The 22,209-nt window shown below is 60.9% G+C and carries 20 protein-coding genes, 1 pseudogene and 1 riboswitch; of the genes and pseudogenes, 12 read left to right on the top strand and 9 right to left on the bottom strand.

Annotated elements, in window-relative coordinates:
- Positions 1–61 precede the first annotated feature (61 nt).
- Positions 62–349 carry a PA4642 family protein gene (locus I5961_RS23495; protein ID WP_085700871.1) on the top strand — a complete coding sequence of 96 codons (288 nt, stop codon included), beginning with the start codon at positions 62–64 and terminating at the stop codon, positions 347–349.
- A 76-nt stretch (positions 350–425) separates the two neighbouring features.
- On the opposite strand, the gene mqo is transcribed toward I5961_RS23495, so the two are convergent.
- Positions 426–1,934, bottom strand: coding sequence for a malate dehydrogenase (quinone) (gene mqo / locus I5961_RS23490; RefSeq protein ID WP_085700870.1), 1,509 nt, complete (start codon positions 1,932–1,934; stop codon positions 426–428).
- Between the two features lie 700 nt (positions 1,935–2,634).
- Positions 2,635–2,868 carry a hypothetical protein gene (locus tag I5961_RS23485; protein WP_039766297.1) on the bottom strand — a complete coding sequence of 78 codons (234 nt, stop codon included), beginning with the start codon at positions 2,866–2,868 and terminating at the stop codon, positions 2,635–2,637.
- A gap of 190 nt (positions 2,869–3,058) precedes the next feature.
- Here I5961_RS23485 and I5961_RS23480 point away from each other — a divergent pair, with 190 nt between their 5' ends.
- Complete coding sequence (locus I5961_RS23480; protein WP_085684758.1) at positions 3,059–3,643, top strand: YajG family lipoprotein; 585 nt, start codon at positions 3,059–3,061, stop codon at positions 3,641–3,643.
- Positions 3,644–3,700: 57 nt separating this feature from the next.
- Here I5961_RS23480 and I5961_RS23475 read toward each other — a convergent pair whose 3' ends face one another.
- Positions 3,701–3,907: a hypothetical protein gene (locus I5961_RS23475; protein WP_039766399.1), complete on the bottom strand. Its 207-nt coding sequence runs from the start codon at positions 3,905–3,907 to the stop codon at positions 3,701–3,703.
- 193 nt (positions 3,908–4,100) lie between these two features.
- Here I5961_RS23475 and I5961_RS23470 point away from each other — a divergent pair, with 193 nt between their 5' ends.
- The gene (locus I5961_RS23470) at positions 4,101–4,379 is read left to right on the top strand and encodes a hypothetical protein (protein WP_227233515.1); all 279 of its coding nucleotides are present in this window, start codon (positions 4,101–4,103) and stop codon (positions 4,377–4,379) included.
- A gap of 49 nt (positions 4,380–4,428) precedes the next feature.
- Here I5961_RS23470 and I5961_RS23465 read toward each other — a convergent pair whose 3' ends face one another.
- On the bottom strand, positions 4,429–5,595 hold the full coding sequence (locus I5961_RS23465; RefSeq protein WP_085700868.1) for a 1-acyl-sn-glycerol-3-phosphate acyltransferase: 1,167 nt from the start codon (positions 5,593–5,595) through the stop codon (positions 4,429–4,431).
- A gap of 139 nt (positions 5,596–5,734) precedes the next feature.
- On the opposite strand from I5961_RS23465, the gene I5961_RS23460 reads away from it, so the two are divergent.
- From I5961_RS23460 to I5961_RS23450, 3 genes are read left to right on the top strand one after another with little or no spacing between them, the layout of a single operon-like run.
- Positions 5,735–5,917 carry a CPXCG motif-containing cysteine-rich protein gene (locus I5961_RS23460; RefSeq protein WP_007951671.1) on the top strand — a complete coding sequence of 61 codons (183 nt, stop codon included), beginning with the start codon at positions 5,735–5,737 and terminating at the stop codon, positions 5,915–5,917.
- A gap of 9 nt (positions 5,918–5,926) precedes the next feature.
- Positions 5,927–6,187 carry a putative signal transducing protein gene (locus I5961_RS23455; protein ID WP_085684752.1) on the top strand — a complete coding sequence of 87 codons (261 nt, stop codon included), beginning with the start codon at positions 5,927–5,929 and terminating at the stop codon, positions 6,185–6,187.
- A gap of 36 nt (positions 6,188–6,223) precedes the next feature.
- Positions 6,224–6,847: an SOS response-associated peptidase gene (locus I5961_RS23450; protein ID WP_085701797.1), complete on the top strand. Its 624-nt coding sequence runs from the start codon at positions 6,224–6,226 to the stop codon at positions 6,845–6,847.
- 138 nt (positions 6,848–6,985) lie between these two features.
- Here the strand turns inward: I5961_RS23450 and I5961_RS28945 are convergent, their stop codons facing one another.
- Together I5961_RS28945 and I5961_RS28940 are read right to left on the bottom strand one after the other, a co-directional pair.
- The gene (locus I5961_RS28945; RefSeq protein WP_371917943.1) at positions 6,986–7,729 is read right to left on the bottom strand and encodes a methyl-accepting chemotaxis protein; all 744 of its coding nucleotides are present in this window, start codon (positions 7,727–7,729) and stop codon (positions 6,986–6,988) included.
- A 111-nt stretch (positions 7,730–7,840) separates the two neighbouring features.
- Positions 7,841–8,038 (bottom strand): annotated as a pseudogene (locus I5961_RS28940) (HAMP domain-containing protein); the annotation flags it as partial.
- A gap of 1,351 nt (positions 8,039–9,389) precedes the next feature.
- Between I5961_RS28940 and I5961_RS23440 the strand changes: the two are divergent.
- The gene (locus I5961_RS23440) at positions 9,390–10,208 is read left to right on the top strand and encodes a M48 family metallopeptidase (protein ID WP_085700865.1); all 819 of its coding nucleotides are present in this window, start codon (positions 9,390–9,392) and stop codon (positions 10,206–10,208) included.
- A 44-nt stretch (positions 10,209–10,252) separates the two neighbouring features.
- On the opposite strand, the gene I5961_RS23435 is transcribed toward I5961_RS23440, so the two are convergent.
- The 3 genes from I5961_RS23435 to I5961_RS23425 all read right to left on the bottom strand — a co-directional run bounded on the left by I5961_RS23435 (position 10,253) and on the right by I5961_RS23425 (position 13,086).
- The gene (locus tag I5961_RS23435) at positions 10,253–10,837 is read right to left on the bottom strand and encodes a TMEM165/GDT1 family protein (protein ID WP_007956837.1); all 585 of its coding nucleotides are present in this window, start codon (positions 10,835–10,837) and stop codon (positions 10,253–10,255) included.
- 88 nt (positions 10,838–10,925) lie between these two features.
- Positions 10,926–11,048: riboswitch (yybP-ykoY riboswitch) on the bottom strand.
- Between the two features lie 40 nt (positions 11,049–11,088).
- Entirely contained in the window at positions 11,089–12,087 is a 999-nt protein-coding gene (locus I5961_RS23430) for a class I SAM-dependent methyltransferase (RefSeq protein WP_227233512.1), read from the bottom strand.
- Between the two features lie 33 nt (positions 12,088–12,120).
- Entirely contained in the window at positions 12,121–13,086 is a 966-nt protein-coding gene (locus I5961_RS23425) for a 2-hydroxyacid dehydrogenase (RefSeq protein ID WP_227233511.1), read from the bottom strand.
- 91 nt (positions 13,087–13,177) lie between these two features.
- On the opposite strand from I5961_RS23425, the gene I5961_RS23420 reads away from it, so the two are divergent.
- The 5 genes from I5961_RS23420 (at position 13,178) to I5961_RS23400 (ending at position 22,188) form a co-directional block, all read left to right on the top strand.
- A complete protein-coding gene (locus I5961_RS23420) occupies positions 13,178–13,807 on the top strand; it encodes a LysE family translocator (protein ID WP_085700862.1) in 630 nt (209 codons plus the stop codon).
- 156 nt (positions 13,808–13,963) lie between these two features.
- Positions 13,964–15,646, top strand: a complete 1,683-nt coding sequence (locus tag I5961_RS23415; protein WP_085700861.1) for a fatty acid--CoA ligase — start codon at positions 13,964–13,966, stop codon at positions 15,644–15,646.
- A 336-nt stretch (positions 15,647–15,982) separates the two neighbouring features.
- The gene (locus tag I5961_RS23410) at positions 15,983–17,872 is read left to right on the top strand and encodes a DUF1302 domain-containing protein (RefSeq protein WP_085700860.1); all 1,890 of its coding nucleotides are present in this window, start codon (positions 15,983–15,985) and stop codon (positions 17,870–17,872) included.
- 28 nt (positions 17,873–17,900) lie between these two features.
- On the top strand, positions 17,901–19,265 hold the full coding sequence (locus tag I5961_RS23405) for a DUF1329 domain-containing protein (protein WP_085700859.1): 1,365 nt from the start codon (positions 17,901–17,903) through the stop codon (positions 19,263–19,265).
- A 187-nt stretch (positions 19,266–19,452) separates the two neighbouring features.
- The gene (locus I5961_RS23400) at positions 19,453–22,188 is read left to right on the top strand and encodes a LuxR C-terminal-related transcriptional regulator (RefSeq protein WP_227233509.1); all 2,736 of its coding nucleotides are present in this window, start codon (positions 19,453–19,455) and stop codon (positions 22,186–22,188) included.
- Positions 22,189–22,209: the final 21 nt, after the last annotated feature.

Below are 22,209 nucleotides of genomic sequence, written 5' to 3'. Positions count from 1 at the left end.
CTTGTGCCTGCGCAGGGGTAAACTGCCCGCCCCGTGAAATGTCTGCGAGCTGGAGTCGGCAATGCGTAAAGATAAGAAGCAAGTGATTGGTGACGAGATCGGCGATGAGCAGATCAAGCTGTTCCTCGATTTTGAGCCGGTCGACGCCACCTCGCCGTCGCTGCACAAGCTGGTCAAGGCTTACCGTGGCCTGCGCATCGACGATTTCGAGCGTTTCCTGACGTTCTTCGTTGCAGCCGGTTATGACCTGGATGGCAAGGACGAGCACGGCAAGACCTTCGTCGACCAGATCCGCGATCAACGCAACGCGGCGGAGTACATCGAGCTGATCGAGAAAGCCCGCGGCTGATAGCCCGAAGTTTTCCACAGGCATGAAAAAACGCCCCGCACTCACCGAGTGCGGGGCGTTTTTTCATGGAGCCGAATCAGGCGTAGCTTTCGGTCTCGTTGCTGGCTTCAACCAGTTCCAGCGCGACGTTGTTCTGCGTGTTGATCTTGCGATACAGCGCAGCGTCGGTTTCCAGGACCTTTTCGCGGGCCGGGAAGATTTCCGCCAGTTTGGCAGCCCACTCACCCTTGGCCTTTTCCGGGAAGCATTTCTCGATCAGTTCCAGCATGATCGAAACGGTCACCGAAGCGCCTGGCGAAGCGCCGAGCAGGGCGGCGAGCGAGCCGTCCTTCGCCGCGACCAGTTCGGTACCGAACTGCAGGATGCCGCCTTTTTTCGGGTCTTTCTTGATGATCTGCACCCGTTGGCCGGCCACTTCCAGGCGCCAGTCTTCAGCTTTCGCCTCCGGGTAGAAACGACGCAGGGATTCCAGGCGCTGCTCCATCGACTGCATCACTTCGCTGACCAGGTACTTGGTCAGGTCCATGTTGTTTTTCGCCACGGCCAGCATCGGGCCAATGTTGCCGGCGCGAACCGACAGCGGCAGGTCCATGAAGGAACCGTGCTTGAGGAACTTGGTGGTGAAACCGGCGTATGGCCCGAACAGCAGGGATTTCTTGCCGTCGACCACGCGGGTGTCCAGGTGCGGCACCGACATCGGCGGCGAACCCACGGCGGCCAGGCTGTAAACCTTGGCCTGGTGATGCTTGACCACTTCCGGGTTGTCGCAACGCAGCCACTGGCCGCTGATCGGGAAGCCGCCGAAGCCTTTGCTTTCTTCGATGCCCGAGGCTTGCAGCAGCGGCAGGGCCGCGCCACCAGCGCCGAGGAACACGAACCTGGCGTCGACTTCACGGGTGTTGCCGCTGTTGACGTCCTTGATGCTGACGGTCCAGCCGTTGGCGTTACGCTTGAGGCCGGTCACGCGCTTGCAGTACTTGACCTGAGCATCGGGTGCGCTGGTCAGGTGCTTGAGCAACTGATTGGTCAGGGCGCCGAAGTTGACGTCGGTGCCGTTGATCACGCGGGTGGCGGCGAGTACCTGGTCTTTCGGACGACCCGGCATCATCAGCGGCATCCACTCGGCCATCTTCGCCTTGTCTTCGGTGTATTCCATGTCGGCGAAAGCGTGGTGCTTGTGCAGCACGTTGAAGCGTTCCTTGAGGAACGACACGCCTTTCTCACCCTCGACGTAACTCAGATGCGGCACAGGGCTGATGAAGGATTTGCATGAGCCGAACGTGCCCTTTTTGGTCAGGTACGACCAGAACTGCTTCGACACCTCGAACTGGGTGTTGATGTGCACGGCCTTCTTGATGTCGACGGTGCCGTCGGCAGCCTGCGGCGTGTAGTTCAGCTCGCACAGGCCGGCGTGGCCGGTACCGGCGTTGTTCCATGGGTTGGAACTCTCCGCGGCACCGGAATCCATCAGCTCGACGACTTCCAGCTTGATCGCCGGGTCGAGCTCTTTGAGCAGTACTGCGAGGGTGGCACTCATGATGCCGGCCCCAACCAGAACTACGTCGACTGCTTCGTTATGCGCCATTTAACGCGTCTCCAAAATCTGCAGCACCAAATTGTCGGCATGGCTGCCAGGCGTCCAGGGCAGGTCAGTTGGGCCCCGGGTATCCTTGGTCAGGTGTGCCATGTCCGAATCTTCGCAATTTTTCGCAACTTCGACGGATGCGTGCGGCCTGGCTTAAAGAGTTCCATGAACTCATTTCGGCACGCGGCTGGCAATTCGACTTATGGTCGAGACATCCGTTTGTGCAACCAAATCCGTAGCGGACAGGCTTCAGGCTCCGGTATTCGAGGCGTTCCCGTTCCTGTGTCGTTGGGCTGTTTCAGACGCTAATGGTGCATGTTCAGACGCAAAACTATTCATTTGCTCGCCACACTCTTGTGAAGTTGTGAAAACCCGTTTTTTTCACGCTCTTTTGAAGACGTGAACCTCAAAAAGGGCTGTCCGGGGCTGGCACCGTGCCCGGAGGGGCAAACAACTCAGTGGCCGAGCGTCATGACAGCTCTGCAGATTCGCGAAAAGCGGGATTTGCCAGGGAAACAGCAAGCACGCCAGCTTCACTCGATCTGTGTGGGCGGCTCTCTGTGGGCGATTTGGATGCCAATGCAAGCGCATTGACGCTGTTGCGAGGCCCGATCAGGAGACGTCCTTATAATCGGGGGGAGATTGTATCGAAGAAATGCGGGGAGTTGGTCGAGTTTAATGACTTTTATTAGGCATCCGGTCAGATGCTCAACATCGCCTGAGCGCGTGCGCGTGGGCGCTGCTGTTCGACCCGGGCGCTGGCAGGCAGTGGCTGGTGCAACCAGTTGAGACGGATTTCCTCGATTTCCACCCAGCCGTCACCCATTGGCTGCAGGCTGCACTGTTTGAAAGCCTGGCAATGGCCGTTGCGGTCGAGCAGGGCGAAGCTGCGGTGCAGCGGGCGTGGAGCGAACAACGAGATCAGATAGCGCATGGCAGTGTTCCTTTTGGGGATCTGTGAGGAAGCTTGTCAAAACGCCGTGACGCGAACGTGTATGGGGGGTGAAGAATGTGTGACAGGAACCGCTGGCAGCGGGTTTTGTCTGAGATTTCAGTGCTGGTGACCCACAGTGGCCCACCGCTATACTGCCGGCCTGTCTGTGCCTGATTCTGGAGAGAAGAGCATGTTGCAACGCCTGTTGTTCGGTTTGATCACTGTGACCAGTTTGACCCTGGTTGGCTGCGCCCACAGCCCGCAACAACTGAGCCCGGAACCGAAGCTGACCACTCAGCTGGCACCGGTCGGCCACGGCCAGCCTGTCGTGGTTCGCGTCGTGGACGGTCGTCCGTCGCCAACCCTTGGCACCCGTGGCGGTCTGTACCCGGAGACCAGCGCCATTACCGTGCAGCGCGAGCAGATCCTGCCGAAGTTGCAGGCCCAGGCCGAAGCGGCGGTGCGTCTGCTGGGCTTCACCCCGTCCAATGGCGCGATGAATGCTCCACAGCTGACCGTGACCCTGACTGAACTGAAATACCAGTCGCCGAAAGAAGGCATGTATGTGACCGAAGCCACCATCGGCGCGACATTCCGCTCCGACGTGCAGAGCGGCAACCGTCGCTACAGCGGCCGTTACGGCGCGTCGCTGGACCAGCGTTTCGGCATGGCGCCGAATCAGGAGACCAACACCAAACTGGTCAGCGACGTGCTGAGCGATGCGCTGACTCGTCTGTTCAAGGACCCGAGCATCGGCCAGATCCTCGCCGAATAAGGCATGCGCCAGATGTGAAAAAGCCCGGAGCCAGTGATGGCCCCGGGTTTTTTTCGTTCAGGCGGCTTGCGAATAGAAGTCGAGGACGCTGACGCCGGTCAGCAGATCGGTCTCGGGCAAGTCCGCATGCTGGTGCCCGCCGAGGGCGCAGTACACGAGCCAGTGACGATCCTGAACATTGAAGGCCAGGCTGCCGACGAGGGTCTGCTGTTCGTCGGACGGAGAGATGAGGTACAGGCGATCCTGGTTTTCAGCGTGAAGCATGTCGCGTTCCGTGTCGGTTTCGAGGCGCGCAGGGTGACTGAAACAAATGACGATGCCGTGACACAGGACAGCCATCGGTCGATTGACGGGTTATTTGTCGCAAAGGGTAGGGCAGTCGGGGAGTGTTTCGGTAGAATCCGCGCCGCGGTCGTCGGTCTGGCGTTCGCCAAACCGGTCTAGATTGAGGTCTGTGATGTCGCTGCACTTGATGACGCTGTTTACCGCCCATCCCGCCAAACTGATCAACCTGCTGGCCCTGCTGTTGGCCTTCCCCGGCGGTTGGCTGCTGCATGCGACCCGTCGCCGTGAACAACGGGCCATGGCCAGTATCGCGGCCCAGCGTCAGCAGAAGCCTGATCAGGAGCCGGTGCTCGATTGGGCGACCCTGCGCATGAACCGCTTTTTCTACCGCTTCGGTTTCGCCTGCCTTGGTCTGGCGTTATTGGTGTCCTGGATCAGTACCCGCTTCTGAACGAAAAACGGCGCCCGAAGGCGCCGTTCCTGTATCTGGCCGATACCGCTTACAGCGGCAGTCCAGCCTTGACCCGGTACTGATTGCGCACCGGCGTCGCATATTGCAGCACCAGATACGGACGATGCTCCTCGGGGCAGGCGTCCAGACGGTTCTGCCATTCTTCCTGGGCCTTGGCCAGTTCTTCGGCACCGAACACTTCGGCAGCCTTCGGCACGTTCAACTGCGGATCGGCATCGGCCCACTGTGCGTACGCCAGGTAATGCACCGGGAACAGCCGGTAGCCGCCGAGAATCTGCTTGTCCATCTCGACCGCCAATTGCTTGGTGTCTTCGAACAGCTCGGTGATCGGCGCGGCGAAGTTCACGTGCACCCGGCCCTTATAACCGGTGATGCCCTTGGCGATGCTCACGTCATCCTCGCCCGGCGCCTTGCTGTAGGTGCCGGTGGTGGCGCGGATATATAGCTCGCGGGCCTTGGCCTGATCGCACGGATCGTATTCGTAGCTGATCGACACCGGGGTCAGGTTCAGCGACCGGATGACCTCGCCGAACGGCTCGTCCTTGCGGCTCATGTGGAACATCTTGAGGATCGCCGACTCGGTACGGTCGTCACCGTCCTTCGCGCGGCCTTCGGCCTGGGCGATCCAGATCGAGGCGCAGTCGTTGCGGATCGAGTGGTTGATATAGGCCGACAGCAACTGGTACGCGGCCATTTTCTCCCGGCGCCCGGTGATCGAGCGGTGCACGATGAAGCTCTTGTTCAGGCGCATCAGGTCGCTGACGAACGGCTTTTGCAGCAGGTTGTCGCCAATCGCGATACGCGGCGTCGGCAGGCCCGCGTGGTACACGGCGTAGTTGACGAAGGCCGGATCCATCACGATGTCGCGGTGATTGGCGATGAACAGATAGGCGCTGCCGGACTTGAATTGCTCGACACCGGTGTAGGTCACGCCATCGGTGGCGCGCTCGATGGTGTGGTCGACGTAGAACTCGACCTTGTCCTGCAATGTGGCCACGGAGGTCACGTCGGCAAACTCACGACGCAGCCGATGGGCTATAAGTGGTTTGAGCATCCAGCCGAAGGCACCGGCAAAACGCGGGAAGCGGAAGTGGGTGAGGATATCTAGAAACGCCTTGTCGCCGAGCAGTCGCGCCAGTACCGCAGGTACTTCGCTGTCGTCGTAAGGTCGGATGGCATCGAATTCGCCCATCATGCTCTCTTGTTGGAAACGGCTAGGGTAAGTAAAGGTTTTGATCGAAAACCAACGGGGCACGGTCTGAAAAAGTAGCCAGACAAAAATAGCCCTGCAAATAGACCGGCGATTATACGCACAAGTCACTTGGGAGACCGCGATGCTGGAAAGCGCAGTATATGAATGTCCGTATTGTGGTGAAGAGGTCGAGACGACCGTGGATCTCTCCGGTGGCGACCAGACTTATATTGAGGACTGTCAGGTCTGTTGTCGGCCGATCACCTTTGTGTTGCAGGTCCATGGAGAGGACTGGTTTCTGGAAGTCTTCAGCGAAAACGAGTGAGGCGCGCCCATGCAGCGAATCTACGAGCCGGAAAACCTGATGGAAGGCGAGATGCTCAAGGGCATGCTCGCCAGCGAAGGCATCGAGGCGCACCTGGTCGGGCGCGATCTGCTGGGCGGTACGGGCGAGTTGCCGATCTTCGGTCTGTTGGGCCTGTCGGTGGATGACGACCAGGCGGAATACGCCCGCGAGCTGATCAGTGCGTACAATGCCGCGCTGCCGCTGCCCGGCGATGAACCGGACAGCTATCCCGGGACGCTGGTCTGTTAGGCTGGCGTTCGTTTTATTTGTGAGTCGTGTTGCCCCATGTGTGGACGTTATGCCCTGTTTCGCTGGAACCGCGATTTCGCGAACCTGCCCGGTTTTCCTGCCGACCAGCAGGCGCAGTGGAACATTTCCCCCAACGATTCGGTATTGATGCTGCGCGCCGAACCCGACGGCCAGCGCGCGCTGGCCCGTGCCCGTTGGGGGCTGACACCGCCGTGGCTGACCGATCTTTCTCGTACGCCGGCCCACGCCCGGGCCGAAACCGTCGCCGAGCAACCGATGTTCCGTGAGGCCCTGCGCCTGCGCCGTTGCCTGTTGCCGGCCAACGGCTTCTACGAATGGCGCGGCACCACGCGCAAGCGTCCGTACTGGCTGACGCCGGGGGAAGGTTCTTCGTTGTTTTTTGCGGCGATCTGGGAAGCGTATCCGGTGCAGGAACAAGTCTGGCTGAGCACGGCGGTCATTACCCAGCCTGCGGCCAGTCAGCGCCGACCGTTGATTCTTGATGAGGCCGGGCAGGAAGCGTGGCTCGATCCCGAAACGCCACTGCATGTCCTGCAGGGTTTGCTCGCCAGCGAACCTGCGACTTTGCGCGAGCGGGTGCTGGCGAACCTGGTCAATGATCCGAAGCTCAACGGGCCGGAGTGTTTGACCCCGGCCTGATGTGTCGCTGCTCGCGGCCCAATCGCGAGCAAGCTCGCTCCCACACTGGATTTTCGGTGCTCACACACTTTGTGATCACACGCTCCCCTGTGGGAGCGAGCTTGCTCGCGATAAGGTCCGAAGGACCTTCCGGCGTCTTTACACCTTGAACTGGTTGATCAACCGCCGCTGCTGCTCCGCCAGTTTGGTCAGATCGGCACTCGCCGAACTCGACTCATCCGCGCCACCGGCCACTTCATTGGCCACCTGACCGATATTGATCACGTTGCGGTTGATGTCGTCGGCCACCGCGCTCTGTTCTTCGGCAGCGCTGGCGATCTGGGTGTTCATGTCGTTGATCACCGACACTGCCTGAGTGATGGTCTCCAGCGCCTCGGCGGCCTTGGCCGCGTGCTGCACGCTTTCATCGGTGCGATTCTGGCTGTCTTCCATGACCCGCACCACATCGCGGGTGCCCTGTTGCAGTTGCTGGATCATGCTCTGGATTTCTTCGGTGGCCTGCTGGGTTTTCTGCGCCAGATTGCGCACCTCATCGGCCACTACTGCAAAACCGCGTCCCTGCTCACCGGCACGGGCGGCTTCGATCGCCGCGTTGAGGGCCAGCAGGTTGGTCTGCTCGGCGATCCCGCGAATGGCGATGAGGATCGCGTTGATGTTTTCGCTGTCCTTGGCCAGCGTCTGCACTACATCCACGGCCTTGCCGATTTCCACGGCCAGCACGCCAATCGAATTGGAGGTGTCGCGCACGATCTGCATGCCTTGCGCCGCTGCCTGATCCGCATGGCTGGCGGCTTGCGCCGCCTGGGTCGCATTGCGCGCCACGTCCTGGGCGGTGGCGGTCATTTCCTGCACGGCAGTGGCGACCTGATCGATTTCTGCCATTTGCTTCTGCACGCCGATGTTGGTGCGGATGGCGATATCGGCGGTGTGCTCCGAAGAGTCGCTGACGCTCTGCACCGAAGTCACCACTTGGGTGATCATCGCCTGCAACTTGGCCAGGAAGGTATTGAAGCCCTTGGCGATCGAGCCCAGTTCGTCATTGCGGTCACTGCTCAAACGACGGGTCAGGTCGCCTTCGCCCTGGGCGATGTCATCAAGCATGGTCACCATTTGCTTGAGCGGTCGGGCGATGCCGTGGCCCACCAGCCAGATCACCAGCAGGCCGAGGCCGGCGATGAGCAGGCCGACCATGGCCATGCCGAACGTGTCGGATTTGCGCTGGGCGTCGAGGTCGCCTTGCAGCTTTTGCAGATCGGCCATCACCGCGTCGAGCGGCAGTTGCAGCATCAGCGTCCAGCGCGCGTCGGTCTGGCCGATGCCGAACGGCAGGTACAGCTCGATCCGGCCTTGCTCTTTATTGACGGAATAGGTCACTTCGCCGCGCTTGAGGTTGGCCATGCTGGCAATCTGCTGGGCGTCGAGGATGTCGCTGACCTTCTCGCCGAATTTGCTCGGGTCCTTGGTGTAGGCGACGATCCGGCCGTTGCCGCCGATCAGGGCCATTTGCCCGGCGCCGCTGTACAGCTTCTGGTTGGCGCCCAGGAGCATTTCCTGGATGAAGTTCACCGACAGGTCGGCGCCGACGATGCCCTGGAAGGCGCCGTTGAGCATGATCGGTTCAATGAAGGAGGCGAGCATGACGATCTTGTCGCCGACCTTGTACGGGGCGGGATCGATCACGCAGGATTTTTTGGTTTCTTTCGAGCACAGGTAGTACTCGCTGGCGCGTATGCCGGTGGACAGGACTTTCTGGTCATCGACGTCCACCAGTTTGTCCAGGCCGAGGGTGCCGTCGTCGTTGCGGAACCACCATGGCAGGAAGCGCCCGTTGGCAGGGTCGATACCGACCACACTAGTGCCGACGAAAGCCGCGTCATTGTGATCCAGCGCGTTCTTTTCCCAGCCGATGTAGGTGCCGAGAATCTTCGGGTTCTTCTCGACGTTTTCTTTGATCAGGCTGATCAGTTGCTCGCGGCTGACGGTCAGTCGCGGCTGGCCATCGGCGCCCGGCGTGCCGAGCAGGGCGTTGACCCGCACCAGTCCGCCGGCGATCAACAGCGGCGCTTCCAGTTCGCGCTGGATCTGGCTGACCTGGGTCTGTGCCAGCGAGGTCAGGCGTTGTTCGATGACTTGCTCGAACTGGGCCTGGGTCCGTTGCTGGACCATTTCCTGGGTACGGGCACCGGAGAACAGCGCATACAGCACCAGCGCGGCGACTACGCTGAGTACGATGGCGCCTGCCAGGGCGGCCACGGAAAACTGGATCGACTTGAACTTCATGGGAGCTCCGCACGCGAGAGGACGTCTGCGCTGTTGTATCGGCAGCCGCTATTGCGCCATGAGGTTGCGGACGAGTAATTGCAGGCGGATGTCGCAAATGGACTCGTGCGCGACGCGGATGCGCAGGATTTGCCGGTGGGTATGAATTTTTTCCTACAGGTCAGAGGGCGTTTTCTGAAAGTGCGTGCAACACGTCCGTTGTATCTGGCGTCGATACAATTACCCGCCTAGGATACGCGGCAGGTTTTCAGGGAGCTTTTGAATGAACAAGACATTGGTTGTAAGTGCACTGAGCGCGGCGCTGTTGCTGGCCGGTTGTCAGTCGGTCAACACCACCAGCGGCGGTGCCGTGGGCGTGGAGCGCAAGCAGTACATGTTCAGCATGCTGTCCTCGCAAGAGGTCGACCAGATGTATGCCCAGTCCTATCAGAAGACCGTGGGCGAAGCGTCCAGCAAGGGCGTGCTGGACAAGACCAGCAACGATGCCAAGCGCATTCAGGCCATCGCCAACCGGCTGATCGCCCAGGCACCGAATTTCCGTCCGGATTCGGCGCAGTGGAAGTGGGAAGTGAACCTGATCAAGAGCGACGAACTCAACGCCAACTGCGGTCCTGGCGGCAAGATCATTTTCTACACCGGGCTGATCGACAGCCTGAAACTCACCGACGACGAAATCGCTGCGGTCATGGGCCATGAAATCGCCCACGCCCTGCGCGAGCACGGTCGTGAAGCAATGTCCAAGGCCTATGGCATCGAAATGGCCAAGCAGGGCGCCGGTGCGTTGCTCGGCCTGGGTCAGGACAGCCTGGCGCTGGCGGACACCGTGGCCAACTACGGCATGACGCTGCCCAACAGTCGCGCCAACGAAAACGAAGCCGACCTGATCGGCCTGGAACTGGCCGCACGTGCCGGCTACAACCCGAATGCCGCGATCACCCTGTGGAACAAGATGAGCAAGGCGTCCGAAGGTGCACCGCCAGAATTCATGAGCACTCACCCGGCGTCGTCCAGCCGGATCGCTTCCCTGGAAGCGGCAATTCCGAAGGTCATGCCGCTGTACGAGAAAGCGCCCAAGTCCTGAAACAATGATCGCTCCCGCACTGAGTGCGGGAGCGTTCTGCCGGATCAAACCCAGCCGCTGCTCTGCATCGCCTTGTACACCGCAACGATCGCCAGGATCAGGAACGCCGAGGCGGCCAGTCGACGGATCAGGGTCAACGGCAGTTTCTCTGCTGCAAAATTACCCGCCAGTACCACCGGCACGTTGGCGATCAGCATGCCCGCCGTGGTGCCGATAATCACCAGCCACAGCTCCGGGTATTGCGCGGCCAGCATCACCGTGGCGATCTGGGTCTTGTCGCCGATTTCCGCCAGGAAGAACGCGATCAGCGTGGTCAGGAATGGCCCGAACTTGCGGGCGGTGCTGGCTTCATCGTCATCCATCTTGTCCGGCACCAGCGTCCACAGGGCGGTGGCGGCGAAGCTCGCGGCGAGAATCCAGTGCAGGACGGAATCCGAGAAGAAGCTGCCGAACCAGGCGCCAACCGCACCGGCTGCTGCGTGGTTGGCCAGGGTCGCAGCGACGATACCGGCAATGATCGGCCAGGGTTTGCGGAAGCGAGCGGCGAGAATCAGCGCGAGCAGTTGCGTCTTGTCGCCGATTTCGGCCAAGGCAACGATTGCGGTGGGAACGAGTAACGAGTCCAGCATCAGGATTTCCTAAGGGGCGGGTCGACACGGCTATGACACGTACAGCCTTCCCGCCCCGGGTAAGGTGTGCGTGTCATAGGTCTTGTCAAACCCTGCGATCCGTCTGCTGCGGACGCTTGGGTCGCATACGCCATGATCTGAGGATCAAGTATGTTGACGTATGCCGGACGAGCTTGGCGCTCGTGGGAGACTACTCCCCTAGGACGGAGCGGATTCTGCCTAGGCCGAATCCATTCGGCAAGTGCTAATTTTTAGCCGCGCTTGGCCCGGTAAATCCGGAAACCATTGCCTTCGGCCTTGATCGCGCAGACTCCGAGATGCTCTTCGATCAACGGTTGATACTTCAGGAAGCTGTTCGCAACCAGGCGCAGTTCACCGCCGTTTTTCAGATGTTTGGCCGCTTTTCGCAGCAAGTTCTCGGTGGCGAAATAGTCGGTGTGAACGCCGACATGGAACGGCGGATTGCTCAAAATCGCGTTCAAACCCATCGGTGCGGCGTCGATGCCGTCACCGGTCAGCACATCGGCTTCCAGACCGTTGGCCGCCAGAGTCAAACGGCTGCTGGCGGCAGCGAAGGCGTCAACATCGAGCAACGTGACCTGATTGTGCGGGTAACGACGCTTGACCGCCGCGCCGAGCACGCCGGCGCCGCAACCGAAGTCCAGCAAATGTCCGCTCGGCAGTTTGTCCAGGTGTTCCAGCAGCAGGGCACTGCCGCGATCCAGTCGGCCGTGGCTGAATACGCCCGGCAGGCTGATGACCTTCAATGGGCCTTCGGCCAGCGGCAGTTCGTAAGTCTGCGCCAGGCTTTCCAGTGGTTTGGCTTGCGGGGCATTGGCCACGGTCACTTGCCACAATTGGCAATGGCGCGCGCTGTCGAGCTTGCGTGGTTTGCCGAACGGGTTGAGCTGTTTGGACGCGCCTTCGATGCCGCTGCGCTTTTCCCCGACCAGATACACCTCGCGCCCGGCCAGACGCGCAGCCACGGCATTGAGGATGTAATCGGTCAGGTCCTTGGCCTTGGGCAGGAACACCACGGCGCTGGTGAATTCGCGTTCCGGCACGTTTACGCCAAAATGGCTGCGACCTTCGAAACGCGCATCGAGTGCGGCCTGATCGCCGGCGTGCCAGCACCATCCAAACGCGTCGGGCAGACGCCCCAGCAAATCATCGGCAGGCAAACCGGCCAACAATACCGAACCCTGGAATAACTCGGCCTGACGAAGCAGTACTTCACTGCGCGGATCCATAACTGCTCCTGTGAAAAAAAGTGCCGCAGTTTATCAACTGACGACCCGCAGCGCCTTACCGCTGTAGAACGCCTGGGTGTTTTCCACCAGTTGGCCGACGATTCGTTGCCGCGCTTCGCGGCTGCCCCAGGCGTTGTGCGGCGTGACGATCAGGCGTGGGATGTCGACCGCCAGCAGCGGATTGCCGTTGGTCGGTGGTTCGATGCTCAGCACATCGGTGGCCGCGCCGCCCAGATGACCGCTGCGCAGGGCATCGGCCAGGGCCTGTTCGTCGATCAGCCCGCCACGGGCGGTATTGACCACGAAGGCGCCGGGTTTCATCGCGGCGAGTTCGCGGGCTCCGATGAAATGCCGGGTATGTTCGTTGAGCGGGCAGTGCAGGGTCAGGGCGTCGATCTGCGGCAGCAATTCTTCCAGCGGCAGGCGATCCGGACGGGCCGGGCGCCCCGGAATCTGCCCCAGCAACACGCGCATGCCGAAGGCTTCGGCCAGTCGCGCGACTGCGCCGCCGAGTTCACCGTGTCCGAGCAAACCCAGGGTTTTGCCTTCCAGCTCGACGATCGGGTAATCCAGCAGGCAGAACTGTTTCGCTTGTCGCCAGCGGCCCTCGCCGACGGCTTTTTGATAATCGGCCAGGCGCGTGGCGAGGTTGAGCAGCAGCATGATCGTGTGCTGCGCCACTGACGGCGTGCCGTAACCCTGACAGTTGCACACGGTGATGCCGTGGGCACGGGCGGCGGCCAGATCGACGTTATTGGTGCCGGTAGCCGTGATCAGGATCAGTTTCAATTGTGGGTTGGCGGCCATGGCGGCGGCGTCGATCAGGACCTTGTTGCTGATCGCCACGGTCGCCCCTTGCAGGCGGTCGCTCACTTGCCCAGGCAACGTCTGGGGGAACAGTTGCAGATCGCTGAAGCAGTCACGCAAAGGGCTCAGATCGAGATCGCCAAGATCCAGCGACGGGTGATCGAGGAATACGGCGCGGTGGGCGTTCGTCATCAACTGTACCTGTTGTGCTTTGAAGGGAAGGCGTAATCTGCCGAGCCTACCAGATGAAACAACTCGTTACGCTTGGCCGAAAGGAGCCCCCATGTACTGGACCGAATTCTTGACCGTTGCCCTGATCCACCTGTTGGCCGTCGCCAGCCCCGGTCCTGATTTCGCCGTGGTGGTGCGCGAGAGCGTGACCCACGGGCGTCGCGCCGGCACCTGGACGGCACTGGGTGTGGGCACGGCGATTTTCCTGCACGTCGGTTATTCGCTGCTGGGGATCGGCCTGATCGTTTCCCAATCGATCGTGCTGTTCAACGCTCTGAAATGGGCCGCCGCCGCTTATCTGCTGTACATCGGTTTCAAGGCCCTGCGTGCGCAACCGGCGAAAACCGTGACCGATGATCTGCACAAAGAGGCCGGCGAGCGCACCGCACGTGGCGCCTTCACCTCAGGCTTCGTGACCAACGGCCTGAACCCGAAAGCCACGCTGTTTTTCCTGTCGCTGTTCACCGTGGTGATCAATCCGCACACGCCACTGGCAGTGCAGGCCGGTTACGGCATTTACCTGGCGGCTGCGACTGCAACCTGGTTCTGCCTGGTGGCGATGCTGTTCAGCCAGCAGCGCGTGCGTGCCGGTTTCGCCCGCATGGGCCACTGGTTCGACCGCACCATGGGCGCGGTGCTGATCGCCATCGGCGTGAAACTCGCGTTCACCGAGATGCATTGATCCTTCTGAGCTGTCATCTGTTTCGGCAAATGCTGGCGCAAAGCTAGCATTTGTACGGCTCTGCAAATCATTCCTTTGGCTGATTTGGCTGACGTATAACGGTTCTAGAGTACGAAACTCCAAAGCCAACACCGTGCAGTCAGAAAAGGGATTCTTATGTTGCAGACTCGCGTTATTCCGCCCGCCGAAGGGGCGTACCAGTATCCACTGCTGATTAAACGGCTGCTGATGTCGGGCGCCCGTTACGAGAAAACCCGCGAGATCATCTACCGTGACCAGTTGCGCTACAGCTACCCGACCTTGATCGAGCGGGTCGCGCGGCTGGCCAACGTGCTGACGGCGGCCGGCGTAAAGGCCGGTGATACCGTGGCGGTGATGGACTGGGACAGCCATCGCTACCTCGAATGCATGTTTGCGATCCCGATGATCGGCGCGGTGATCCACACCATCAACGTGCGCCTGTCGCCGGAACAGATTCTCTACACCATGAACCACGCCGAGGACCGCTTCGTGCTGGTCAACAGCGAGTTCGTCGGGCTTTACCAGGCCATCGCGCCACACCTGACCACGGTGGAGAAAACCCTGCTGCTGACCGATCTGCCGGAAAAAAACGCCGATCTGCCGAACCTGGTGGGCGAGTACGAGCAACTGCTGGCGGCGGCGAGTCCGCTGTACGACTTCCAGGACTTCGACGAAAACTCGGTCGCCACCACGTTCTACACCACGGGCACCACCGGCAATCCGAAGGGTGTGTACTTCACCCATCGGCAACTGGTGCTGCACACCATGGGTGTGTCGACCATCATGGGCGCCATCGACAGCGTGCGGCTGCTGGGCACCAACGACGTGTACATGCCGATCACCCCGATGTTCCACGTGCATGCCTGGGGCCTGCCGTATGTGGCGACCATGCTCGGGCTCAAGCAGGTTTATCCGGGGCGTTACGACCCGGAATTTCTGGTCGAGCTGTGGCGCAAGGAAAAGGTCACGTTTTCCCACTGCGTGCCGACCATCCTGCAGATGGTTCTCAACGCCAAGGGCGCGCAAGACACCGATTTCGGCGGCTGGAAAATCGTCATCGGTGGCAGTGCGCTCAATCGCACGCTGTATGAAACGGCCAAGAGCAAGGGCATTCAACTGACGGCCGCGTATGGCATGTCGGAAACCGGGCCGTTGGTCTCTTGCGCGCATTTGAACGATGAGTTGATGGCGGGCACCGAAGACGAGCGCACTACTTACCGGATCAAGGCCGGCGTGCCGGGACCGTTGGTCGAGGCGGCGATCATCGACAGCGAGGGCAATTTCCTCCCGGCCGACGGTGAAACCCAAGGCGAACTGGTGCTGCGCGCACCGTGGCTGACCGAAGGCTATTTCAACGAACCGCAGAAGGGCGCCGAGCTGTGGGCCGGAGGCTGGTTGCACACCGGTGACGTCGCCACGATCGACAGCATGGGCGTGATCGACATCCGCGACCGGATCAAGGACGTGATCAAGACCGGCGGCGAATGGATTTCCTCGCTGGATCTCGAAGACCTGATCAGTCGCCATGTCGCGGTACGTGAAGTAGCAGTGGTGGGCATTGCCGATCCACAGTGGGGCGAGCGTCCATTTGCCTTGCTGGTGGTCCGCGAAGGGCATGCCATCGGGGCGCGCGAGCTCAAGGAACACCTCAAGCCATTCGTTGAATTGGGGCACTTGAGCAAGTGGGCGATCCCGAGCCAGATCGCGCTTGTTACTGAAATTCCCAAGACCAGTGTCGGCAAGCTCGACAAGAAGCGCATCCGCCTCGACATCACCGAATGGCAGGCCAACAACAGCACCTTCCTCTCGACGCTCTGAGCGTCCGCTGGCGCGCCGAAAACGGCGCGCCAGACCCACCAAGCAAGCGCTTGGCTTGTGAAATCCGAATTTTCAGCCATCCTTGCCGTGCCGACATGTGTCGGACTGGCGAAAGGACTGTTCCAGAGTGGCCGGCAGCTGCAAATCACACTTTAGAGGGATCAAGCAGTACCCCCTGCTGGCTATAGTCCGCTCAAGGATTTTTAAGAACGGGGCACACGCACTAACGGGGCGATGCAACATTGAAGCGATTTCGGTAAGCCTCTGGCGCCCGGTCCTTCAGGCGTTTTTAAAAGTACTCACTGCCATAACAATAATGCACATGGAGTAGCGTCGATGACCTCAGTAAACCAGTTCTGGCGCCGGGCAAAGCTGCCTCTGGCCGTCAGTCTTGCTTCTTCGCTCGCCGGGCCCGCTTTCGGCGTCAGTTTCAACGTCGGTGAAATCGAAGGCCAGTTCGACTCCTCCCTGTCGATCGGTGCCAGCTGGTCCACCCAGAGCCCGAACAAGAACCTCATCGGCGTCAACAACGGCGGCCACGGTCTGTCCCAGACTTCCGACGACGGCCATGCCAACTTCAAGAGCGGCGAGACCTTCTCGAAGATCTTCAAGGGCATCCATGACCTCGAGCTGAAATACGGCGACACCGGCGTGTTCGTCCGTGGCAAGTACTGGTACGACTTCGAACTGAAGGACGAGAGCCGCGAGTTCAAGGACATCAGCGACAGCAACCGCAAGGAAGGCGCCAAGTCCGCCGGCGGTCAGATCCTCGACGCCTTCGTCTACCACAACTACGCGATCGCCGATCAGCCAGGCTCCGTGCGTCTGGGCAAGCAGGTGGTGAGCTGGGGTGAAAGTACCTTCATCGGCGGCGGCATCAACTCGATCAACCCGATCGACGTTTCCGCGTTCCGTCGTCCGGGCGCCGAGATCAAGGAAGGCCTGATCCCGGTCAACATGTTCTATGTGTCCCAGAGCCTGACCGACAACCTGTCGGCCGAAGCCTTCTATCAGCTCGAGTGGGATCAGACCGTCGTCGACAACTGCGGCACGTTCTTCTCTCAGCCGGACATCATTGCCGATGGCTGCACCGACAACCTGCGCGTGCTGAACAAGCGCTCGCAGATCCCGGCCATTGCCCTGGGGCCATTGGCGGCCAACGGCGTCAACGTCAATGAAGAAGGTGTGCTGGTGCCGCGCGGCGCCGATCGCGATGCGCGCGACAGCGGCCAGTGGGGCGCGTCCCTCAAGTACATGTTCGAACCGCTGGACACCGAGTTCGGTGCCTACTTCATGAACTACCACAGCCGTGCGCCGATCTTCAGTGCCACTGGCGCGCCGCAATCGGTCTACAACGGCGTGGCCGCATTGCCAGGTCCGTTCCAGGCGCTCGGGCCTCTGCTGGTCGCCGGCAATTCGAAGTACTTCGTCGAATACCCAGAGGACATCCGCCTCTACGGTCTGAGCTTCTCCACCACCCTGCCTACCGGTACGGCGTGGAGCGGTGAGATCAGCTATCGCCCGAATGCGCCGGTACAACTGAACTCCACCGACATCCTGTTCGCCGGTGTGCGTCCATTGGGCGGCCCGTATGCCAACGCTTCGCTGCTCAACGGTGTGCCAGGCCAGGATCTGCATGGCTACGAGCGCAAGGAAATCACTCAACTGCAAACCACCTTCACGCACTTCTTCGATCAGGTCATGGGCGCTAGCCGTCTGACCCTGGTGGGTGAGGTGGGCATGACTTACGTGGGCGGTCTGGAAAGCCGGTCCGACAAGCGCTATGGCCGTGATCCGGTCTTCGGCCCGGGCGAATTGCCAGCCACCGGTACCACCAACACCTGCGTCAACATCCTCAACAACGGCACCATCAATGGCGCCGGACCTGGCTCACCGCAGAACAACCGTAGTCGCAATTGCGACAATGACGGTTTCACCACGTCGATGTCCTGGGGTTATCGCGGTCGTGCGATCTGGGAATACAACGATGTGTTCGCCGGCGTGAACCTCAAGCCGAACGTGGCCTGGTCCCACGACGTCAGCGGCTACTCGCCAGGCCCTGGCGGCAACTTCGAGGAAGGTCGCAAGGCTGTCAGCCTGGGTGTCGATGCCGAGTACCAGAACACCTACACCGCGAGCCTGGCCTACACCAACTTCTTCGACGGCAAGTACAGCACCGTGGATGACCGCGATTTCGTGGCGCTCAGCCTCGGCGTGAACTTCTAAGCACTGCATTTTCAGGACGAACGAATTTATGAAAATAACAAAAAGTCTGTTCCACGCCGGTGTTCTGGGCCTGTCGCTGCTGGCGACCGGCGTCATGGCGGCGGTGCCTGCCGCCGAAGCGGACAAGCTGGGCAAGAGCCTGACCCCGATGGGCGCCGAAATGGCCGGTAACGCGGACGGCTCGATCCCGGCCTGGAAACCGATGCCGAAGAATGCCGGCACCGTCGACAGCAAAGGCTTCCTGTCCGACCCGTACGCCAGTGAAAAGCCGCTCTTCACCATCACCAAGCAGAACGTCGATCAGTACAAGGCCAAGCTTGCGCCGGGTCAGTACGCGATGTTCCAGCGTTACCCTGACACCTTCAAGATGCCGGTCTACCCGTCTCATCGTGGTGCCACCGTGCCGGATGAGGTATTCGCCGCCATCAAGAAGAACGCCACCACCACGACCCTGGTGTCGGGTGGCAACGGCCTGGAAAACTTCGATACCGCCGTTCCGTTCCCGATTCCGAAAAGCGGTGTGGAAGTCATCTGGAACCACATCACCCGCTATCGCGGCGGCAGCGTGACCCGTCTGGTGACCCAGGCCACGCCGCAACCGAACGGCTCGTTCAGCCTGGTGTACTTCCAGGACCAGTTCGTATTCCGCGACAAGATGAAGGACTACGATCCGGCGAACCCGGGCAACATCCTGTTCTACTTCAAGCAGAAAGTGACCGCGCCGGCACGTCTGGCCGGTGGCGTGCTGCTGGTGCACGAAACCCTCGACCAGGTGAAGGAACCGCGTTCGGCGTGGGTCTACAACGCCGGTCAGCGTCGTGTGCGCCGTGCACCGCAAGTGTCCTATGACGGCCCGGGTACCGCGGCGGACGGCCTGCGGACTTCCGACAACCTGGACATGTTCAACGGCGCACCGGACCGTTACGACTGGAAACTGATCGGCAAGCAAGAAATGTACATCGCCTCCGACAGCTACAAGCTCGACGATCCGAAGCTCAAGTACGCCGACATCATCAAGGCCGGGCACATCAACCAGGATCTGGCGCGTTATGAACTGCGTCGCGTCTGGCACGTGACCGCGACCCTGAAGGAAGGTCAGCGTCACATCTATGCCAAGCGCGACTTCTTCATCGACGAAGACACCTGGCAAGCGGCGGTGATCGATCACTACGACGGTCGTGGTCAATTGTGGCGCGTGGCGGAAGCTCACGCTCAGGACTACTACAACGTTCAGGTACCGTGGTACACCCTGGAGACCCTTTACGATCTGCAGTCCGGCCGTTACCTGGCGCTGGGCATGAAGAACGAAGAGAAGTCGGCGTATGACTTCGGTTTTACCGCCACCACCAGCGACTTCACTCCAGCCGCTCTGCGTCAGGATGGTGTTCGCTAAGCTCCTGTAAACCGAGGCCGCATCCTCGTGAAAACGCCCCGACAGGTTCGGGGCGTTTTTTTGTCTGTCGCTTTTTCCGTAGCCTTTTTGTAGCCATTTGTAGCAACGACCTTCATAACCGCTCCGTTTAAGGCTAGTCTGCGGGCATCTGCTACGCCGCCAACAGCCATACGAACAAGAGCCGGCCATGACTGATCTGTCCCCACTTCCGGGTCCCGCAAGCGTTGCCGTCGCGGCACTGGACGGACGTTTTTTTCGCCCGCCATTACCCGATGGCTACGTGCTGCGACCCCGTTTGTGCGAACGCCTTGGCGCCGGACTCGGAGGGCGCCTGTTGCTGGTCAGCGCTCCGGCCGGGTTCGGCAAGAGCTCGCTGGCGGTGGAGTTCTGTCAGAGCCTGCCGGCGCACTGGCAAAGCCTTTGGTTGGGGCTGAGCCCGCGGGATAACGATCCGGGGCGGTTTCTCGAACGACTGCTCGAAGGCCTGCAGGACTACTTCCCGGAACTCGGCAGCCGCGCACTGGGGCTGCTGAAAATGCGTCAACGCCATCAACCGTTTGCCTTCGAAGAATGGCTGGACGGCCTGTTGGATGAGTTGACGCTGCATCTGCAACCCACGGCCCCGCTGCTGTTGGTACTGGATGATTACCATCTTGCTCAAGGGCCGGTGCTCGATCGATGCCTGCAGTTTTTCCTCAATCATTTACCGGACGGCCTGGTGGTCATGGTCACCAGTCGGCAGCGCCCGGACTGGCACCTGGCCCGTCTGCGGCTGTCGCGCCAATTGCTGGAACTGCACGAACAGGATCTGCGCCTGACCCACGACGAAGCTCTGGCACTGCTTGATCGTCACAGCAGTTCCCTGCGCGGTGAAGCGCTGGAAAACCTGATCCAGCGCAGCGAAGGCTGGGTGGCCGGCCTGCGCTTCTGGCTGCTGGCAATTTCCGAAGTCGGCACCGAGTCGGCGTTGCCGCAAGCGCTGAACGGTGGGGAAGGGCTGATCCGCGAATACCTGCTGGAGGAAGTCATCGATTGCCTGCCCGCCGAGGTGCAGGCGTTTCTTTATGACACCGCACCGCAGGAGCGCTTTTGCAGCGAGTTGTGTGACGCGGTGCGCGAGGCCCATGACAGCGCTGAAATCCTGCGTTTCCTGCTGGCGCATCAGGTGTTCCTGGTGCCGCTGGACGAGCACGGGCACTGGTACCGTTATCACCACCTGTTTTCCGACCTGTTGCGCAGCCGGCCTATCGCCCGGGCACTGGTCCCCGCCGCGACGCTGCATCTGCGCGCCTGCCGCTGGTTCAACGCCCAGGGCCTGCTGGATGAAGCCGTCGAGCAGGCCTTGCGCGCGGGGCATCTGGACGTCGCGGCCAATCTGGTACAAAACCTCTCCGAGGAGCAACTGCTGGCCGAGCAGAACGTCGGCATGCTGCTGCGCTGGAAAATGGACTTGCCTGACAGCCTGCTGATCAGCACCCCGCGCCTGATTGTGTTGTACAGCTGGGCGTTGGGGCTTGCCTGTCAGCTAGATGCGGCCGAAGAACTGGCCAGCCATTTGAGCCGGTTTCTGCCAGCACCCTCGGCCACCGCACAGAAATCGATGCTGGCCCAATGGCTGGCGCTCAAGGGCATCATCGCCCGTGGGCGAGGCCATCGCGAGCAGACCATCGAGTATTGCAGCGAGGCACTGGAAAGCCTGCCGGCCAAGCGTTACGGCCAGCGCCTGATGTGCCTGTCGACCTTGTCCAACCTGGCAATTGCCGACGGCGATCTGTGGCGCGCACGGGGTCTGAACCGCGAGTCGCTTGAGCTGGCGCAGCGGGTCGGCAATCCCTTGTTCGAGGCGTTGGCGCATTATGATCGTGCCCGCGTCCTGCAGGCGCGCGGCGAAATCCTGCGCGCGCTCGATGAAGTGCGCCAAGGGCTGGAGCGCCTGCGAGGATTGTCTGCACAGCGTTTGTACGCCGTGCGTGCGCGCCTGACGCTGTATGAGGGTTTTCTGCTGGCCATGCGATTGCAGCCCGAAGCGGCGCGCCAGCGATTACAGGCGGGTTTGAGCGAAGCTCGGGCCTGTCGGGATATCAGCGTGTTGATCGGCCATTGCGTCATCGCCCGACTTGACGGCAGCAGCGGCGACTACGCACGGGCCTTCGCCGAGCTGGCCGAAGCCGAACGCCTGATGCACATCTGGGACGTCCCGCCAATTTACTACCTGGCGATGATCACCCTGGTCAAATGCGAATTGTGGCTGGCGCAGGGGCGCATCGATCTGGCCGAAGCGTGGCTGGCACGACTGGGGCAGACCTACACGGGCGAACGTGCAGCGGCTCCGCCGGAATTTCATCCGCAGCTGCCGTTGCATGTCGAGTTGCAGCAGGCGTTGCTGGATGTCATTCAGGGGCAGCCGATGCTCGCTGAAGGGCGGTTGAATGTCCTCCTGGAAAACGGTCAGCAGACCGGGAGGCAATTGTTGAGCGTGATGGCGTTGACGCAAAAGGTTTCACTGCTGCTGGCCGGTGGCCGCGAACCTGAGGCCCGCAAGGCTTTGGCTCAAGCATTGGAAGCGGCGTCCGGCGGTGTCCTGCAGCCTTTCGATCTACTCATCAAAGAGCATGCAGACTGGTTGCGCGGGCAACTGTCACTGACTGCACCGGCAGCCGTCGGTCAGCAATTGCTTGAGCAATTCCCTCAGACCCAGGCTCGCCCCACTGCGGAGTCTGCCGCTACCGAACAGCTCAGCAGCCGCGAACTGGCGGTGCTGCGTCTGATCGCTCAGGGTTGCTCGAATCAGGAAATCAGCGATCAACTGTTCATCTCTCTGCACACCGTGAAAACCCATGCCAGTCACATCAACAGCAAGCTGGGTGTGGAGCGGCGCACGCAGGCGGTGGCGCGGGCGAAAGAGTTGGGAGTGTTGAACTGAATCTGCTGTTTTGCGCTGTGT

This window comes from Pseudomonas sp. IAC-BECa141, assembly GCF_020544405.1.
In the GTDB taxonomy this organism is placed as follows: Bacteria; Pseudomonadota; Gammaproteobacteria; order Pseudomonadales; family Pseudomonadaceae; genus Aquipseudomonas.
The sequence above is the reverse complement of the archived record's forward strand: the minus strand, read 5'-3'. Positions and strand labels throughout refer to the sequence as shown.

Bases quoted from the DNA above. Each gene is read 5' to 3' on its own strand.
- I5961_RS23495 (WP_085700871.1), top strand. From the start codon at position 62: ATGCGTAAAGATAAGAAGCAAGTGATTGGTGACGAGATCGGCGATGAG.
- mqo (WP_085700870.1), bottom strand. From the start codon at position 1,934: ATGGCGCATAACGAAGCAGTCGACGTAGTTCTGGTTGGGGCCGGCATC.
- I5961_RS23485 (WP_039766297.1), bottom strand. From the start codon at position 2,868: ATGCGCTATCTGATCTCGTTGTTCGCTCCACGCCCGCTGCACCGCAGC.
- I5961_RS23480 (WP_085684758.1), top strand. From the start codon at position 3,059: ATGTTGCAACGCCTGTTGTTCGGTTTGATCACTGTGACCAGTTTGACC.
- I5961_RS23475 (WP_039766399.1), bottom strand. From the start codon at position 3,907: ATGCTTCACGCTGAAAACCAGGATCGCCTGTACCTCATCTCTCCGTCC.
- I5961_RS23470 (WP_227233515.1), top strand. From the start codon at position 4,101: ATGTCGCTGCACTTGATGACGCTGTTTACCGCCCATCCCGCCAAACTG.
- I5961_RS23465 (WP_085700868.1), bottom strand. From the start codon at position 5,595: ATGATGGGCGAATTCGATGCCATCCGACCTTACGACGACAGCGAAGTA.
- I5961_RS23460 (WP_007951671.1), top strand. From the start codon at position 5,735: ATGCTGGAAAGCGCAGTATATGAATGTCCGTATTGTGGTGAAGAGGTC.
- I5961_RS23455 (WP_085684752.1), top strand. From the start codon at position 5,927: ATGCAGCGAATCTACGAGCCGGAAAACCTGATGGAAGGCGAGATGCTC.
- I5961_RS23450 (WP_085701797.1), top strand. From the start codon at position 6,224: ATGTGTGGACGTTATGCCCTGTTTCGCTGGAACCGCGATTTCGCGAAC.
- I5961_RS28945 (WP_371917943.1), bottom strand. From the start codon at position 7,729: ATGGCAGAAATCGATCAGGTCGCCACTGCCGTGCAGGAAATGACCGCC.
- I5961_RS23440 (WP_085700865.1), top strand. From the start codon at position 9,390: ATGAACAAGACATTGGTTGTAAGTGCACTGAGCGCGGCGCTGTTGCTG.
- I5961_RS23435 (WP_007956837.1), bottom strand. From the start codon at position 10,837: ATGCTGGACTCGTTACTCGTTCCCACCGCAATCGTTGCCTTGGCCGAA.
- I5961_RS23430 (WP_227233512.1), bottom strand. From the start codon at position 12,087: ATGGATCCGCGCAGTGAAGTACTGCTTCGTCAGGCCGAGTTATTCCAG.
- I5961_RS23425 (WP_227233511.1), bottom strand. From the start codon at position 13,086: ATGACGAACGCCCACCGCGCCGTATTCCTCGATCACCCGTCGCTGGAT.
- I5961_RS23420 (WP_085700862.1), top strand. From the start codon at position 13,178: ATGTACTGGACCGAATTCTTGACCGTTGCCCTGATCCACCTGTTGGCC.
- I5961_RS23415 (WP_085700861.1), top strand. From the start codon at position 13,964: ATGTTGCAGACTCGCGTTATTCCGCCCGCCGAAGGGGCGTACCAGTAT.
- I5961_RS23410 (WP_085700860.1), top strand. From the start codon at position 15,983: ATGACCTCAGTAAACCAGTTCTGGCGCCGGGCAAAGCTGCCTCTGGCC.
- I5961_RS23405 (WP_085700859.1), top strand. From the start codon at position 17,901: ATGAAAATAACAAAAAGTCTGTTCCACGCCGGTGTTCTGGGCCTGTCG.
- I5961_RS23400 (WP_227233509.1), top strand. From the start codon at position 19,453: ATGACTGATCTGTCCCCACTTCCGGGTCCCGCAAGCGTTGCCGTCGCG.